This is a genomic window from Bacillus cereus group sp. BfR-BA-01430, assembly GCF_022663115.1.
In the GTDB taxonomy this organism is placed as follows: Bacteria; Bacillota; Bacilli; order Bacillales; family Bacillaceae_G; genus Bacillus_A; species Bacillus_A cereus_BD.
The window spans coordinates 28,336-42,781 of the sequence record NZ_JAKUEW010000015.1 but is presented as its reverse complement, the minus strand read 5'-3'; the positions used below and the strand labels follow the sequence as shown (position 1 = coordinate 42,781).

The window sequence follows — 14,446 nt, the reverse complement described above, 5'->3', positions numbered from 1 at the left end:
GGAAAAGGAAGAAGGGCTTGAAATGAATGGAGGCTGAAAAATAGGGAACAGCAAAGCATAGTGTTATGTTTTGTTGTTCCTTATTTTAATAATCAGATTACAGTATTTCAGGTATTATCATACTTTTGTAAAAGTATAAAATTATATTTTACTTAAGTTTGTTTTCGTTTTAAAATATAGGTATAGGATTAGCAAACTGTAATAGTCAATGCTTTAAAAAGGGGGAGACAAATTGATAAAAGCTCTTAAAAAGAAGTTTCTAAATAGTACAGGAATATCGAAACATGAAAATACGATATTGGAGTTGAATCAGTATCCAGAAGTAGAGAAAGAATTGAGAGTGTTAACGGAAGACATGTTATTTAAAGTTGGTTACGCTGTATTAACAGACGCTATTACTATATTGAGAAACTTATCAAACAGTCAACTTATACTGGAAATATTGAAAATTTCAAATGATAAGATTGATTTTTGGTTCTCACATATTACTACAGCAATTCATAATTTACCTGAGAAGCTGGAGAGGAAAGATACAAGTTATTTAAAAGAGGAAATATATAATGCGATAAATGTATTATATTCTTTAAAAAGAAGTAATCCAGAATTGGCACATTGCATACCAATTTCAACGCCACGTACAGATTTAATTATTATGGTTGGAGAGAAAAATGATAAGTTAATTTTAGAAAGTGAAAAATAGAAAGGAGAACGATATGGAACAATTTATTCGATTAGATATGAAAGGGAATTGGAAAGGGAAAGAACATTGTAGTAGTTTTGCCGGTGTTGAGGAGCATGGAATTCGGGAAGAGGGAATTAGTTGCTATCGTTTAAAAGATACTGCTTATGCACTTGAAAGTTTGAGAGAATATTGGGTTGATATGGTAGGACATACAGAAAAAGATTTTGAAAATATGCAAATTACAATTTTTGAAGGTGAACTTGTGGGGGAAGGAAGCGAATTAGAAGATCTTGCAACATGTGAACGTACTATTTTAGAAGCAGAAGCAGCGCCTATTATGAACGAAATTGTTAAATGGAAAGAGAATGTTATGCCGGACGATATGGAGCTTGATGAAGATGATCGAAATGAAGGATTAATGTATGAGGAAGAATACAACAAAAAATTACTAAATTTGTATAATAGGTTTGTGGAATCAAATAGCGAAAAGATATTCAAGGAGAAAGATGAAATATTCTCAAAAGAGTACGAGGATGTATCTGAAGAAATAGATCAAGCAAAAAGAAAATTTATGATGCAACAAATGCATAATCGAGATTATTAAATAAAAGCGAGAAAGATGTTCCCTAGCCTGGCAGCTTAAAAACCTCTTTCTCTAGATGTGGTTTTATGGTATATACGGCAGGTTGCCTATTTCTATCAATAAATGGGATGATTAAAGGTTTATAGATAGATTATTCGTGGATGTATGATACAGATATAGAACGTTAGAAATTTATCCTATAAAGGAGCAACATAGCGCCATGTTGCTCCTTTATTAAATGTTGGTTGTAATAACGATAGTATAGCGCTATGTGTAGCTTTGAAATAAAGTCGTACTATTTATAAAAAAGATGTATCGTTTTATTTCTTTTCGATTAAAGAATTCTAAGTAAGTTTTAATCAAACTTTATTACAAACCAACAATAACTGCTATAGCTTTTGAATAAAGATTGATAATTTGTAATAAAGTTCGATAATTTTAAAAAAGTTTGATAAGAAATATTCTTATCAAACTTTAATTTAAAAATATGCGTTATATCAATCCATGTTCTTTCCAGTAACACGTATCATCGCTTCATGTGTCACAAGAATTGTTCCAGCGCTCTTCCTAGCTTCTATATCTGTAAATTTACCACGATTGAACCATTGTGTAACTGTATTTGCTGACAATCCCCATTTGTCTGCGGCTTCTTTTGACGTATAAACTTTATATAGTTTGTTCATTGTTAACCTCCAAAAAAGGAGAGGACCGAACCCTCTCGTTAGAATGTAATCGTATGGTTAGTTGATTCGTCTTCTTCTTCGTCATATTCGAAGTCATATTCGAAGCTGATTGTTTCAGTATTACCACTTTTTGTATTGTGGGAGCCTAGTTCATAAGAGCAATTTGGTCCGCCTTGTGTCATTGCTGTTTCAATTACTTCTTTGATTACTTCTTCGAAGTCAACTAATTCACTTTTGCAGTTTTTGTTGATGAAGTTATAAAGATCTTTCACGTTAACAAGTGTTGTGTCGTTATAAGTGAAAGGTGTTTTTGGATTTTCTAAAGCCATACCTAAATATTTTTCTACGATTGAGTCAGTGCTTAACATAATTTTCATTATTTTCATATCCCCTTTGTTTTGTATTGAATTCCTTACACTTATAATACACCTAATCTGTATTAAATTCAATACAGATTATAAAACTTTTTATATTTTCCGTTCGAAAATTTTTTTGACAAAAGAAAAAGACTAATCCTAATGTAAATTAGAAATTTTGATCAAACTTTTTTATAAAGCTACACTATGTTATTTTTTGTTTGGATGTATTTCTATCATTTGAATTTGAAAAATGTCACTCTCCTTTATTTTAAGTACGTTCATTTCCTCTCTAAATGAACGCCAGGGCTCAATCTTAATGGATTTAGTTGTTTTATCTCGTAGCGTATATTTGTGTATATAATATGTTTTTTTGTTTTCCCTCAATGTAAATCCCTCGTCTCTCCCAAAAATAATGGAAAATAGTAGTTATATAAAAATTACACATTAAATAATGTTTTTCATCACGTGGTTGAATTATTTATAGAGTAATAATCGTAATATCTTTTTAAGGATAAGTGAGATTTAAAACCGATTTGTCCCATGATTTGCTCAGGAGTATTTTTTTGCATGATCATTTTTAAAATAAAAGTATTTCGGAAATGCTGCGCAGAAATCCCTTTTCGAAGGTTAGCGCGTTTTACTTCTAAGCGAATCATTTTCTGTATTGATATTTCAGTAAGAAACTTTGGCGCATCATTCTCATAGCTCCAACGATATGTCCCACGGATAAAATCAAAAGCAACGAATAAAGGATCATTGCTGTGGTATTTAGGACGAACAGGCTCAGGAATGGTTTTGTAGTATTGATATAAGTGTAACTTGTCATCTTCTTTCAAACAGATTGTTCTATTTATTTTTGATTCTTCAGGAATAGACAATGTATTGCTTTCGAAATGAACATGTTTCATTTGCAAAGAAACAAGATCTTGTAAAGATAATCCATAGTCCAGGAGTAATGAAATGATAGAAATATTTCGTTCCAATATCATAGGACGTACAGATTTTTGTTTTTCTGTCAGTCCTTCTAGAGAAGAAATGACTTCTTTTAAGCGCTTTTCCTCCTGGAAAGAAACGAAATCTTCTTTACGTAATGCCCGATCAGGCGGATCTATATGAATAACTCCTTCAATGGGGCTTGGTAAATCTAAGTATTCGTACAACCTATTTAACACAATATATATACGGTGTACAGTTTTGCCAGAGTACTGCCGTTCTTCTTTTAAATATTTGAAAAATGCTTCAAAATCTTTTTTATGAAGTGATTCGAAAATATTGTTTTTAGTGATTTTTTTTGATAGATGCAGCCATTGAATAAAACTTTCTACATCATATATATAGCGCTTAATAGTTGAAGGTTTTCTTCCTTTATCTAATAAATAGGAAGAGAACCCTTGTATTGTGTCCTGGATTTCTTGCATGTATAACAACCTCCTAGTTACATAAAAGCAATTACATCCTTGTTGTTTGATAGATTCTGAAGTCCTTCTAGACTATCAATTTTTCTAAATGTTAATCCCTTTGCAAAAAAATTTTCTCATGTGTTTTCTATTTCTTTCTCATATCTTTTAACTACTCTGTAAAATGTAGGACTTGTCATATTACATTTCTTCATGGCGTATAGCGCTGTGACCTTTCCATGTTTCCAATCGTTATATGCATCTATAAATTCCTGAGTTATTTTAGTTTTTGGTCTGCCCAAATGCTTTCCTTTTTTCTTTGCTGCTTCAATACCCTCACGTTGACGAGTTTTTATTTTTGTTCGTTCTTCTTCAGCAAGCCAGGACAAAATCTGGAGTACCAAATCAGTAATAAGATTACCTAAACTATCTTTATATTGAGTTGTATCTAAAAGTGGCATATCTAATACGACAATATGAGCTTGAATATTTTGGGTAATATCTTTCCACTCCTCAAGAATAGCTTCCTTATTTCTGCCGAAACGATCTAGGGAATGAATATATAGAATGTCATCTTTTCTTAACATGCGTTTTAAGAGTTGATATTGTTCACGATTAAAATCTCTTCCACTTTGTTTGTCGATAAAAATATCCCGTTCATCATTAATGAGTTGTTTCATTGTTTCGAGTTGCCGATCTTCATTTTGATCTTTGCTACTAACTCTTATATATCCGAATTTTCTTGTATTCAAAATAAATAGACATCCTTTCGAAAGTGTTTCTAATAAAATTATAACAAAAATGCTTCAAAAGGTATCTAAAATTATTTAGTGCTTCAAAATTGTGTTTTTAGACGTTTTGAAGTGCATAATTTGTTAGAGTTTAAGGTGCTAAAAAAGGTGTACCTTTTGAAGTGTCGATTAAAAATACTATTTGTATTTTTAAAAAAATTATATTTGATTTTATATAGGAATTATTAAGAATTGTATTAGAAATCACGGTATTTCAAATAGAGTTATTTTAAAAAAGAGATGCTAGAAGTGGAAAAGTAATGTTAGTTAAAATTGAACAAGAAAACGGGACTTTTTAGGATGACATTCATAGGTGTCTTTTTCTAATGTCATACACACTTTGTTTTTTTTACTAACTTTGATATAATAACTCTAGAAGTATTATATTGTTAGATTCCGTATATAATAAAAGAAGAGATGCTGGATACATCTCTTCAAGTAACTGCTACCGCAAGGGTGGCGGTTATCATAAGTTATTTTTTTCTTTGAAAACCACCCCTGTGCTTGCGACGGCGAGGAGTGGTTTTTTCATTGTTTTCTTTAAGAAAACTTCTTTTGAAAACAAATGCAGATATTTCACGCACAATTGCTTTCGCGATTTCTTTCAAAAGTTCTACAATGAAATCCATAATTATCACCTCCTTTCCTTCCAGTTGGAAAGAAGGGATAACAAACCACCCTCACAATATGCAGTTACATACAGTCTACCACACTATCCTATTAGAAGAAATATCATTGGAATAAACTAAATTCCTATTGTAACGACACCAAATATAATACCGCAACGTACAATTTTCTTTTTTCGGTCGTGTGACCTCTTATTGGATGGAAGGTGCTATGTTTATAATTGAGGATTATAGCGACATGCAGGTAACTATTTTCGAAGGTGAAGAGTTGCATGACGAATGATCTGATCATGAAGACATGGCAAATTGCATTAAAACAATTTTAGAAATGGATGCACAACCATTCATGGAAAATAACGGAAACATACGAACGATATTTTTATGAAGAAGAGTTAACAGAGGAGCAATATATTGAAAAATTGGGCGACATCATTGCGAAGGGGAGATGGAATTTTTGAAAGAAGCACTAGAAAAATAAACTGACGTAAATACTACCTAATTCAATGCTATCATTAAAGAGAAAAGGAGATGATTTGTATGATTAATTTGGAACCTTATCATTGCTGTATTTGTGATACAGATGAATCAGTGGAAATTGAGATTGATGACTTTGAAGAGAGAAGAGAAGTTTGTATGAATTGTGGTTATGTTCATTTTGGTGCAGCGGATCCATGGGGAATTGAAGAGAATGAAAAAATTGAGAAATGGATAAAGGAATCAAAGATGAAAAGAGCCGACTCATAAGAGCTGGCTCTTTCTTTTTGTTAATTTATCAAGGGTTAATATTACAATAATATGAAATGTAGGTGATAAGTGTATAGATAATAAGATACCAATAAAGGTAACATACAAACTGTGTTTTTATCTTTTGTTCTGACAAAATACAGCAAAGACCGTATGAGCTTCGTCGATAGATTCTAAGAGGTATTAATTTTTTAATATGGAATTCTCATTATAGGAGGTGCATAGCGCTATGTCAGGTGAAGAAATATTATATACCGCTAATGAAGTTTATGGACGTTTAGGAGTGAGTTCCAGTACGCTTAGGAAGTATTCAGATGTCCTGGAACGTGAAGGTTATGTAGTGAAAAAGAATGGTAGAGGGAGAAGGGAATACACTGATTTTGATATACTCCTTATTGAAAAATTAGTAGAGTTGAGTAGGGAAGATGGTATGACATTGGAGAAATCTGCAAAATTGATTGTTCAACAATTTGGAATAGATAACAAAAAAGAAGATACCCAGGGATCAGATTCATTACCATATCAAACGCAAATTCAATTTCAGCAACAATATAGCGCTATGATAGAAGAAATTAATAAGATGCAGCAAGCAAACCTATTAGAAATGGAAAAGAGACTGGGGGAACGTATAGATCAAAAGAATAAATTAATAATGGAAGATATGAAAGATCGGAAGGAACGAGAAGAAAGGATAGAACAGAGGTTAGAACTAAGAGACGATAATCTTATGAAGATGGTTAGAGAGATTCAAGAGGCAAAACGTACTATTGTATCAGCTCAAGAAGAAATAGCGGCAGCAAAGAAAAAGTTATGGTGGAAGTTTTGGTAGGTGTAGAGTAACAAAAATCTCAACTCAATTGAGCTGAGATTTTTGTTATGAACTCATCCTTCTATTGCTTTTCGTTGTTGAGCTTCTTTAAATTCCTTGTTAGCTATACCTTTTTTGCTTGTTCCGCATTTTGTATAAAAGGGTAAATATTCTTTTTGATTTTTATTTAAATCTATAAATTGTCATATTAATTTATTGAAAATATTTGCGTCATAAATCAATATGTAGTAATATTTAATAAAAATAACACTAAATATGGTGAATTTTTGTTAAGTGAGATTTTTATGGAGGGGTAATATGAATAAAGAAGGAATATATATTATTGATTCTAAAGGGGATTCAACGTATTTTTCTCCACCAGATTCAGGATTTGGGGAAATTCAGATACAATATTGCAACTCAATTCCTATTATGATGCGGGAAACAAAAACATTAAGGTTAGCCGAAACGAAAAAATCGAAGGCTGCAAGTTAGTAGAAAAGTTACTAACTTGCAGCCTTTTTTGTTTGATTCGTTTTGTGGCCAACAAGATTTATAGAAGGAGTGGATTTGTGTGTCACTAACATTTATAGATTTTTTTGCTGGTATAGGTGGTTTTAGGTTGGGAATGGAGGAAGCGTCTCATAAATGTATTGGTTATGTTGAATGGGATAAATTTGCTAGAAAATCATATGAAGCTATACATAATACGAAAGGGGAATGGACAGAACATGACATTAATAACATTAGACCAGGAACAATACCAAAAGCAGACGTGTGGACATTTGGTTTCCCATGTCAAGACATCAGTATTGCTTCAGGAAATGCCAAAGGACTTCAAGGAGCAAGATCTGGATTATTTTACAAAACGATTGACCTCCTCAAAAGCCAAAAAGAAGAAGATAAACCTAAATACTTGTTCATTGAAAACGTTAAAAACCTCTTTTCAGTTAATGGAGGATGGGATTTTTCCAGAATTCTCATTAGTTTGGATGAAGCAGGGTATGATGCAGAATGGTCTTTGCTTAACACAAAAGACTTCTCAACAGCAGCAAGACCTGTTCCGCAAAACAGAGAACGAGTATTCATTATTGGACATTCTCGAACAAAATGTACCAGAAAAGTATTTCCTATCACCGGAAATCACTCGGAGACTCGTATTAAAAAAGTCGGGAATATAAATCCTAGTGGCTGGGGGGTGAGTGGTTACATATATGATCCAAATAATCTGTCACCGACTCTCACTTGTGGGGATGCACCTAAAATTCTAATCTCGAATAAACAAGCATCTTAAGTAAAATAGATTCGAATGGAGAGTGTTATTGTGAAAGGCTATAAGATTTGTATTAAAGAAGCTACGAAAAAGGGGCTGAAGCTGTGGTAGGGGATAGCGTTAATTATTCTGTTCCGGGAAGTAAGACTAGAAGAGGGAGGGTAGGGAAAGGTGTTGCTCAAACGTTAGATACTGCTTGTAATCAGGCGGTAGTAACAAAAGACTATCGAATAAGACGAATTACACCGAAAGAAGCGTGGCGACTTCAAGGGTTTCCTGACTGGGCTTTTGAACGAGCAAGACAAGTGAATTCAGATACGCAATTGTATCGACAAGCAGGCAATTCTGTTAGTGTGCCAGTTATTTATGCGATTGCAAAATGCTTAAAGTAGTTGAAAGTTTTGAATAAAATATGGAATTTCCCTTTATGGGAAGTGTTGTAGTGCTATGTCAAAAGTAGAAGTAGTATGATGCAAGAAACAAAAACATTCAGGTTAGCTGAAACGAAAAAATCGAAGGCTGCAAGTTAGTAAAAGATACTAGTTTGCAGCCTTTTTATTTTTGAGAAAAGGAAGATTATGTATATGTTGAATCAAGTGTTTAATATGGATTGTTTAGAAGGAATGAAAATGATTGAGGATAAATCAATTGATATGATTTTGTGTGACTTGCCTTATGGGACTACCGCATGTAAATGGGATGAAATTATTCCATTTGAACCATTGTGGGAACAATACGAACGCATCATAAAAGACAACGGTGCTATTCTTTTAACAGCAAGCCAACCATTTACAACAAAGTTGATTGCTTCTAACATGAAGTTATTTCGATATGAATGGATCTGGAAGAAAGGAAACCATACGACTGGTTTTCCAAATGCAAACAGAATGCCGCTAAAAAATCATGAAAATGTACTGGTGTTTTATAAAAAGTTACCTAAATATTATCCGCAAGATTTAATAAAACTAGAAAAACCGATTTATCGCAAAAGTACATCTAGAAAGTTAAAGATTTTCGGAAAAAGAAATAACGAATCGTTGAACAAGGTACATGTGACTAAGTATACGAATTATCCTAAGTCAGTAATTAATTTTCCACGTGATAGCAAGACATTTCATCCTACACAAAAGCCTGTAGCGTTATTTGAATACTTAATTAAGACTTATACAAAAGAAGGAGATATTGTACTAGACAACTGCATGGGTAGCTTTACAACTGCTATTGCATGCATTAATACAAATCGTAATTACATTGGATTTGAACTGGATAAAGGGTATTGGGAAAAAGGCAATGAACGTGTGGAAAAACATTTACAGACTGTTAATCTGACGGTTCCAAATAGGTTTTAGTTTGATATAAAGGTATAAAAATATAATGCTATATTTTTATACCTTTATAATTATGGTTGAAATCGACTTGAAAATATGAACACGAAAGGTTTTTTATACACTTGTATTCTATACAAAAACATACATATAGTGTAGTTATTGTGGATTTTTATTAAGATACACGTTTATAATTTCACATACCATAACGGAAATATATTTTAGTGATTGACACAGTAAACTTTAGAGTGCTACGTTTTTAGTGGTAATGAAATAAGAGGTTTATTGTTTAGATGCAGCATATAAGGAGAAAATGTCTCTCTTCTTTTAGTTTTTATAATTCTACATATAGACGATCTAATACTATGAACCGCATATTTAGAGAGGAAGAAAGCAAGATGCTAAAAAAAGTTACACCGTTTGTGGCTTCTATTATAGGAGTTAGCCTCCTACTTACTTCTTGTAGTAGTGGCGAAACAAAGAATGTAAGTAAAGTAAAAGAAAAGGACAAGAATTCAAAAAAACAATCCGTTCATTTACCGTATATCGCGGAGATCCCAACGATGGACGTAACAAAAGCAACTGATGGAGAGTCTATGAATGTAATGAGGAATGTGTTTGAAGGACTTTATACACTGGGAGAAGGGAATGAATTAATCCCTGGTGTGGCGAAATCATATGATGTGAGTGCGGATCAAAAAACATATACATTCCACCTGAGAGATTCAAAATGGTCAAATGGAACGCCTGTTACAGCTGAAGATTTCGTATTTTCTTGGAAGCGAGCTGTAAACCCTGATACAACAGCGGAATATGCATTTTTGTTTTTTGATATAAAAAATGCAAAGAAAATAAATAGTAAAGAATTACCCGTAGATCAGTTAGGAATAAAGGCCGTTGATAGTAAAACGTTAGAAGTGCAATTAGAACAACCTGTTCCTTATTTTATATATTTAACAACATTTTCGACATTTTTACCGATTAATGAAAAATACTTTGAATCAAAAGGGAATCGGTATGGCTTAGAATCTGATCAACTATTGTATAATGGGGCATTTACACTGAGTAACTGGAAACATGAACAAAGTTTTCAATTAAAAAAGAATGAAAACTATTGGGGAGCAAAAACAGTTAAAGTAGATGAAATTAATTTTGATATTGTAAAAGATAAGTCAACGGAAATAAATCTATACGAATCGGGTCAACTTGATCGTGTTGGACTAACAGGAGAATTTGTTGATAAATATAGAAGTGATCCAGATTTCAAGCAGCGTCCTGGAGTTACTGTACAGTTTTTGCGTTTGAATCAAAAAAATGAAATATTAAAAAATAAAAATGTTCGTTTGGCGATTAGTAAGGCGATGAATAAGAAAACTTTTGTAGAAACAGTATTAAATAATGGATCTATTCCGGCGGAAGGGATTGTTCCTACAGGTCTTGCAAAAGGAAGAAACGGTAAGGATTTCCGAGAAGAGAACGGAATTTTAGTGAAGGATGATGTGAATGGAGCAAAGGAAAACTGGAAGAAAGCAAAAGAAGAGTTGGGGAGAGAACAAATATCACTGGAATTGCTGACCAGTGATAATGCAATAGCGAAGAAAAATGCAGAATATTTAAAAGGGGAGCTTGAAAAAAATCTGAATGGACTAACAGTGAATATTAAAACGCAACCACGTAAACAGCAAATTAAGTTGTTATTAAATAGTGATTATGATATCGGTGTAGATGTATGGGGACCAGATATTCCTGATCCTATTACATTTTTAGATTTATTTACGACAGATAGTACATATAACTTTGATAAGTATTCCAATAAGGAATATGATGAATTAATTCATAAAGTAAAAAATGACTTAGCTGGTGATAAAGATGCACGTTGGGAAGCGATGAAAAAGGCTGAAAAGATTTTGTTAGAAGATGGGGCAGTAGCACCTTTCTATCAGCAAGGGAGATCCTATTTGCAGCGTTCTTCTGTGAAAGGTATTGTGGTAAATGATTTTGGTGCAGAATTTAATTATAAATGGGTAGAAGTGAAGAAGTAATTGATTAGATAGAGTATTTAATGATTATAGAAAAGGGCACGCCGTTTTGGAGTGCCCTTTTTGTGAGTTGTCAAATAAATCCCTATGTATTACCAGGAATCGCCATGACTAGCCTCTAAGTACATGATTGTATTAGAGTTTGGTGGCTCAATATGTTTCTTAGCTTCCAATTGTGTAGGGGATGCTAACCCTATAGATAAAACAGATGAAAGTGTTAAGCCTAAGATCATTCCAATAAATTTGTTCATTATTTTAACGCTCCTTTTTCAAAAGTTTTTTCTTTAGCTTGGTGACTAAGGTAAAAGTACTTGCTAGCTTTTAAGTCATTATTTTCCTCGTAGAACTTAACTGCTAATTTTTCGGTGTATTCTTGTGTGTAATTATAGAGTTGTTGTGTATCGAAAAACGAGATAGCTTCCAAAAATAGTTCTTCGAGGACAGAAGCCGATACATCTTTATTCAGTACATCTAAAATTTTGAAGTGATATAGGTATTCTTTGTTGTCTAGTCGCTTACAAATCGCCAATCCTCGTTCGATTAACTCAGCTGACTGATTCACTTCACCGAGTTTAAAATGTTCCCTAGCTTCAAGGAAAAGTGCTTTAAAATGATTTGGAGATTTAGTTGTTACTTCTGTTAAATGTCGAAGTGCCAAAGTAGATAAGTTTTGGCTACTATATAAAAAACCTAAATTATTTCGGACTCTTAATATTAGAGAATCCTCATTGTTTTTACGTAAAATATCTATTGCAGAATTAAATTTTTCTTCAGCTATGGGGAACTGTCTTATGTCGATACATGCTAGACCGTATAGATTTTCACATGCAGCAATATTATTTTCGTAACCGTTATGTTTAGAAAAGATTTCTTTAGCTGTAGTTACATATTGAATTGCTAACAGAGATTGATAAGTATGCAAGTAGAAGTTAGCAAAACGATAGCTGAATTCGGCTACTTCAAGATCATCATGAATATTTTGTAATAGCCTTTCAGCTTTTTCGTAATATTCCCAGGCTTCGTTATTATTTGAAATTAGTGTTGCGTGAATCCCTTTAAAAAAGTAGTAATAATAAGATAGTAGTTCATTTTGTGGTACATCCAGTGAATCAATTTCCTGAAAACTTGATGGTGTAATGCTTAGATGATCAATTAGAACATTAAAGCGAAAAGTTAGAAGAGAATAATGGAATAGTAAATTGGGATCTTCATTAATATTATTAATGTAATTATCAATCTCGTTTTTTAAGTTTGTTGCTCCCTTTTTGTGTTGGGCACGAATTTCTTGATACCATTTGTTTAAAAGTTGTGTGATCTTATCGTTTGTTTTCAGTTGATGGTCCATAATTTCCCTCTCTTTCTACTATATTTCATATACATATATTTATGTATATACTAACAAGAAATGAAGTACGGTGGAGTATTAAGAGGGAATAAAAAATATTTTTCAAGAAAATTCTGATAATTTAAAACGGATTTAAAAAGGAATCCAACTGGATTCCTTTAGAGATAAGTAATTACGACTGCTCCTTTATAATCTTAATAATTTTTACTGGCTCATATATCTTTATGTTTACGTTTTTCGCATCTACTCTTTTTGTTTCAAAAGTAACACTATAACTCTCACTGAAGGTTTCAAAATTTTTCATTGTCATGTCTTCATCTTTTTCCAAATGAAGACATTTGAAATACTTGCTCAAAATTTCTCTTTTACACAATTTATATTAAATAGTATAATAGAGCGGGTATATTGTGCTAAAGAATAATTGTTTACTCTTTAGTTCATGTTATAGATAGAATGTAAGGGTAGGAGCTTGCATTCTATTTTTTTATCATCAGTATCTCCAAAAAATGTCCTTACGTAATCAGTAGCAATCTCCTTCAAACAAGTACTAAGATCTCTATTTAATAAATTACATAAGAGTAAGTGTCGTTTTATGTATTGTTGATCTTTAGGTGAAAATTTTTTAATCATATCGATAACTGTATTACTTTCGATAAAGAAATATTTTTTGTTAACGCTGATTACAAATACGTCATTTTCAACTTTATTTTCACTGAAAAATTGATCGAAAAATGAAGTTGATACTTCTTTGTTTAATATTGTATCCATAGTAGTAATCTCCTTTATATTTAGTTTTATTTATCTAGCAAAGTTAACACGACTTTTCTGGCCGTTTCGTTATTGATGTAGTAATACACTTCTAACCCCTTTCTATCAAAACCTAATATTTTACCTTTCATTCTTGATAAATGCTGTGATATCGTTGATTGTGGTAAGTCTACTAAACTTGTTAATTGTGTTACATTTAGTTTTTGATTATGCAATAACTCAAGTGTAATTTTGAATCTTGCTGGATGTGCTAACAGTTTTAATATTTCTAAGTCTTTTTCAGAGATTTTGTTTTGTTTTTGAGTGATCATCTAGATTCTCCTTTAATGTTTATTTTTTAGATTGCTAAAATTGTTGCAAATTTCTAATGCCCAATTAACATCTTGTTCAAGTTTTGTATCTTTGGCCATTAATCTTAGTGTTTCATTAATCCATTTTTGGCATTCATAATAACTTTGAGCAACTTGAGCTTTAATAGTTGCTTCTATGATTTGTTTGCCTTTAGTTTTGGCCATGTTTAATCTCCTTTCTAATGAGCTACGACGCTATATCGTCATTGAATACACCCACTTATTTCCTTCTAATTGATGCGTATCCAATAAATCATCTATTCGGTAATAGCGAGTTTCTTCGTATGGTGAAGTTATTGCGAAGTACATGTATGTATGTCCCTTCCGTATAAACTCAATTCTTTCACTACCTCCAACAGAATAGGCTGCAGATAGTAATTGTTTGCAGCGTAGGATGATTTCTAATTCTTTTGCGAGCTCCATAGTTATTCCTCCTGATCTATGTTAAATTAGATTTGTTGTAGCATAAGTAATAAGACTGATGGCCGCGATAACGCCAACGATAGATAATCCTAGTGCCAGGAAAGCGATTAAAGTATAAAACAAGATATATAAGCCAATCCCTGCTGCCATTAAGAGAGCTAAAGTTCCGATGGTTTGTAATGATATTACATTAAAGAATACTAAAGACAGGATAGCTAAAGCTAGAATACCAATCTTCCTCATAATCATC

At 32.3% G+C, this 14,446-nt stretch carries 20 protein-coding genes and 1 pseudogene; 9 read left to right on the top strand and 12 right to left on the bottom strand.

Annotated features, from left to right (window positions below):
* The first annotated feature begins 232 nt into the window (after positions 1 to 232).
* Both MR058_RS19205 and MR058_RS19200 read left to right on the top strand, forming a co-directional pair.
* Positions 233 to 700, top strand: a complete 468-nt coding sequence (locus MR058_RS19205) for a hypothetical protein (protein ID WP_094374168.1) — start codon at positions 233 to 235, stop codon at positions 698 to 700.
* A gap of 13 nt (positions 701 to 713) precedes the next feature.
* Positions 714 to 1,286, top strand: coding sequence for a hypothetical protein (locus MR058_RS19200; RefSeq protein WP_094374166.1), 573 nt, complete (start codon positions 714 to 716; stop codon positions 1,284 to 1,286).
* A 476-nt stretch (positions 1,287 to 1,762) separates the two neighbouring features.
* Here MR058_RS19200 and MR058_RS19195 read toward each other — a convergent pair whose 3' ends face one another.
* The 5 genes from MR058_RS19195 to MR058_RS19175 form a co-directional block, all read right to left on the bottom strand.
* A complete protein-coding gene (locus MR058_RS19195) occupies positions 1,763 to 1,948 on the bottom strand; it encodes a helix-turn-helix domain-containing protein (protein ID WP_094374164.1) in 186 nt (61 codons plus the stop codon).
* A 38-nt stretch (positions 1,949 to 1,986) separates the two neighbouring features.
* Complete coding sequence (locus MR058_RS19190) at positions 1,987 to 2,334, bottom strand: hypothetical protein (protein ID WP_242145430.1); 348 nt, start codon at positions 2,332 to 2,334, stop codon at positions 1,987 to 1,989.
* A 434-nt stretch (positions 2,335 to 2,768) separates the two neighbouring features.
* Positions 2,769 to 3,725, bottom strand: coding sequence for a tyrosine-type recombinase/integrase (locus MR058_RS19185; protein WP_094374160.1), 957 nt, complete (start codon positions 3,723 to 3,725; stop codon positions 2,769 to 2,771).
* Positions 3,726 to 3,841: 116 nt separating this feature from the next.
* Entirely contained in the window at positions 3,842 to 4,456 is a 615-nt protein-coding gene (locus tag MR058_RS19180) for a recombinase family protein (RefSeq protein ID WP_094374158.1), read from the bottom strand.
* 512 nt (positions 4,457 to 4,968) lie between these two features.
* The gene (locus MR058_RS19175; RefSeq protein ID WP_204082016.1) at positions 4,969 to 5,124 is read right to left on the bottom strand and encodes a hypothetical protein; all 156 of its coding nucleotides are present in this window, start codon (positions 5,122 to 5,124) and stop codon (positions 4,969 to 4,971) included.
* A 534-nt stretch (positions 5,125 to 5,658) separates the two neighbouring features.
* Between MR058_RS19175 and MR058_RS19170 the strand changes: the two genes are divergently transcribed.
* From MR058_RS19170 to MR058_RS19140, 7 genes and pseudogenes are all read left to right on the top strand, one after another.
* Positions 5,659 to 5,865 (top strand): hypothetical protein, encoded by a 207-nt coding sequence (locus MR058_RS19170; RefSeq protein ID WP_094374156.1) that lies wholly within the window; start codon positions 5,659 to 5,661, stop codon positions 5,863 to 5,865.
* A gap of 229 nt (positions 5,866 to 6,094) precedes the next feature.
* A complete protein-coding gene (locus MR058_RS19165; protein WP_094374154.1) occupies positions 6,095 to 6,694 on the top strand; it encodes a DUF3967 domain-containing protein in 600 nt (199 codons plus the stop codon).
* A gap of 297 nt (positions 6,695 to 6,991) precedes the next feature.
* The gene (locus MR058_RS19160; protein WP_204082015.1) at positions 6,992 to 7,168 is read left to right on the top strand and encodes a hypothetical protein; all 177 of its coding nucleotides are present in this window, start codon (positions 6,992 to 6,994) and stop codon (positions 7,166 to 7,168) included.
* A gap of 79 nt (positions 7,169 to 7,247) precedes the next feature.
* Positions 7,248 to 7,967 (top strand): DNA cytosine methyltransferase, encoded by a 720-nt coding sequence (locus tag MR058_RS19155; protein ID WP_094374152.1) that lies wholly within the window; start codon positions 7,248 to 7,250, stop codon positions 7,965 to 7,967.
* 30 nt (positions 7,968 to 7,997) lie between these two features.
* Positions 7,998 to 8,338: pseudogene (locus tag MR058_RS19150) on the top strand (DNA cytosine methyltransferase).
* Between the two features lie 192 nt (positions 8,339 to 8,530).
* Positions 8,531 to 9,295 (top strand): DNA-methyltransferase, encoded by a 765-nt coding sequence (locus tag MR058_RS19145; protein WP_094374149.1) that lies wholly within the window; start codon positions 8,531 to 8,533, stop codon positions 9,293 to 9,295.
* Positions 9,296 to 9,669: 374 nt separating this feature from the next.
* Positions 9,670 to 11,313 carry a peptide ABC transporter substrate-binding protein gene (locus MR058_RS19140; protein ID WP_094374147.1) on the top strand — a complete coding sequence of 548 codons (1,644 nt, stop codon included), beginning with the start codon at positions 9,670 to 9,672 and terminating at the stop codon, positions 11,311 to 11,313.
* Between the two features lie 89 nt (positions 11,314 to 11,402).
* On the opposite strand, the gene MR058_RS19135 is transcribed toward MR058_RS19140, so the two are convergent.
* The 7 genes from MR058_RS19135 to MR058_RS19105 form a co-directional block, all read right to left on the bottom strand.
* Entirely contained in the window at positions 11,403 to 11,561 is a 159-nt protein-coding gene (locus MR058_RS19135) for a general stress protein (RefSeq protein WP_094374145.1), read from the bottom strand.
* Entirely contained in the window at positions 11,561 to 12,655 is a 1,095-nt protein-coding gene (locus MR058_RS19130) for a response regulator aspartate phosphatase (protein ID WP_094374143.1), read from the bottom strand. Before MR058_RS19130 ends, MR058_RS19135 begins: the two co-directional genes overlap by 1 nt.
* 432 nt (positions 12,656 to 13,087) lie before the next feature.
* Complete coding sequence (locus MR058_RS19125) at positions 13,088 to 13,423, bottom strand: hypothetical protein (protein ID WP_094374139.1); 336 nt, start codon at positions 13,421 to 13,423, stop codon at positions 13,088 to 13,090.
* Between the two features lie 26 nt (positions 13,424 to 13,449).
* Positions 13,450 to 13,734, bottom strand: coding sequence for an ArsR/SmtB family transcription factor (locus MR058_RS19120; protein ID WP_094374137.1), 285 nt, complete (start codon positions 13,732 to 13,734; stop codon positions 13,450 to 13,452).
* Positions 13,735 to 13,746: 12 nt separating this feature from the next.
* Positions 13,747 to 13,938: a hypothetical protein gene (locus MR058_RS19115; RefSeq protein ID WP_094374135.1), complete on the bottom strand. Its 192-nt coding sequence runs from the start codon at positions 13,936 to 13,938 to the stop codon at positions 13,747 to 13,749.
* A gap of 30 nt (positions 13,939 to 13,968) precedes the next feature.
* Positions 13,969 to 14,196 carry a hypothetical protein gene (locus MR058_RS19110; protein ID WP_094374133.1) on the bottom strand — a complete coding sequence of 76 codons (228 nt, stop codon included), beginning with the start codon at positions 14,194 to 14,196 and terminating at the stop codon, positions 13,969 to 13,971.
* Positions 14,197 to 14,217: 21 nt separating this feature from the next.
* Positions 14,218 to 14,439 (bottom strand): hypothetical protein, encoded by a 222-nt coding sequence (locus MR058_RS19105; protein ID WP_094374131.1) that lies wholly within the window; start codon positions 14,437 to 14,439, stop codon positions 14,218 to 14,220.
* Between the last annotated feature and the right edge of the window lie 7 nt (positions 14,440 to 14,446).

Coding starts and splice junctions, on each gene's coding strand:
- MR058_RS19170 (WP_094374156.1), top strand. CDS start 5,659: ATGATTAATTTGGAACCTTATCATTGCTGTATTTGTGATACAGATGAA.
- MR058_RS19135 (WP_094374145.1), bottom strand. CDS start 11,561: ATGAACAAATTTATTGGAATGATCTTAGGCTTAACACTTTCATCTGTT.
- MR058_RS19110 (WP_094374133.1), bottom strand. CDS start 14,196: ATGGAGCTCGCAAAAGAATTAGAAATCATCCTACGCTGCAAACAATTA.
- MR058_RS19185 (WP_094374160.1), bottom strand. CDS start 3,725: ATGCAAGAAATCCAGGACACAATACAAGGGTTCTCTTCCTATTTATTA.
- MR058_RS19125 (WP_094374139.1), bottom strand. CDS start 13,423: ATGGATACAATATTAAACAAAGAAGTATCAACTTCATTTTTCGATCAA.
- MR058_RS19175 (WP_204082016.1), bottom strand. CDS start 5,124: ATGGATTTCATTGTAGAACTTTTGAAAGAAATCGCGAAAGCAATTGTG.
- MR058_RS19195 (WP_094374164.1), bottom strand. CDS start 1,948: ATGAACAAACTATATAAAGTTTATACGTCAAAAGAAGCCGCAGACAAA.
- MR058_RS19140 (WP_094374147.1), top strand. CDS start 9,670: ATGCTAAAAAAAGTTACACCGTTTGTGGCTTCTATTATAGGAGTTAGC.
- MR058_RS19115 (WP_094374135.1), bottom strand. CDS start 13,938: ATGGCCAAAACTAAAGGCAAACAAATCATAGAAGCAACTATTAAAGCT.
- MR058_RS19160 (WP_204082015.1), top strand. CDS start 6,992: ATGAATAAAGAAGGAATATATATTATTGATTCTAAAGGGGATTCAACG.
- MR058_RS19165 (WP_094374154.1), top strand. CDS start 6,095: ATGTCAGGTGAAGAAATATTATATACCGCTAATGAAGTTTATGGACGT.
- MR058_RS19120 (WP_094374137.1), bottom strand. CDS start 13,734: ATGATCACTCAAAAACAAAACAAAATCTCTGAAAAAGACTTAGAAATA.
- MR058_RS19105 (WP_094374131.1), bottom strand. CDS start 14,439: ATGAGGAAGATTGGTATTCTAGCTTTAGCTATCCTGTCTTTAGTATTC.
- MR058_RS19200 (WP_094374166.1), top strand. CDS start 714: ATGGAACAATTTATTCGATTAGATATGAAAGGGAATTGGAAAGGGAAA.
- MR058_RS19130 (WP_094374143.1), bottom strand. CDS start 12,655: ATGGACCATCAACTGAAAACAAACGATAAGATCACACAACTTTTAAAC.
- MR058_RS19145 (WP_094374149.1), top strand. CDS start 8,531: ATGTTGAATCAAGTGTTTAATATGGATTGTTTAGAAGGAATGAAAATG.
- MR058_RS19190 (WP_242145430.1), bottom strand. CDS start 2,334: ATGAAAATAATGAAAATTATGTTAAGCACTGACTCAATCGTAGAAAAA.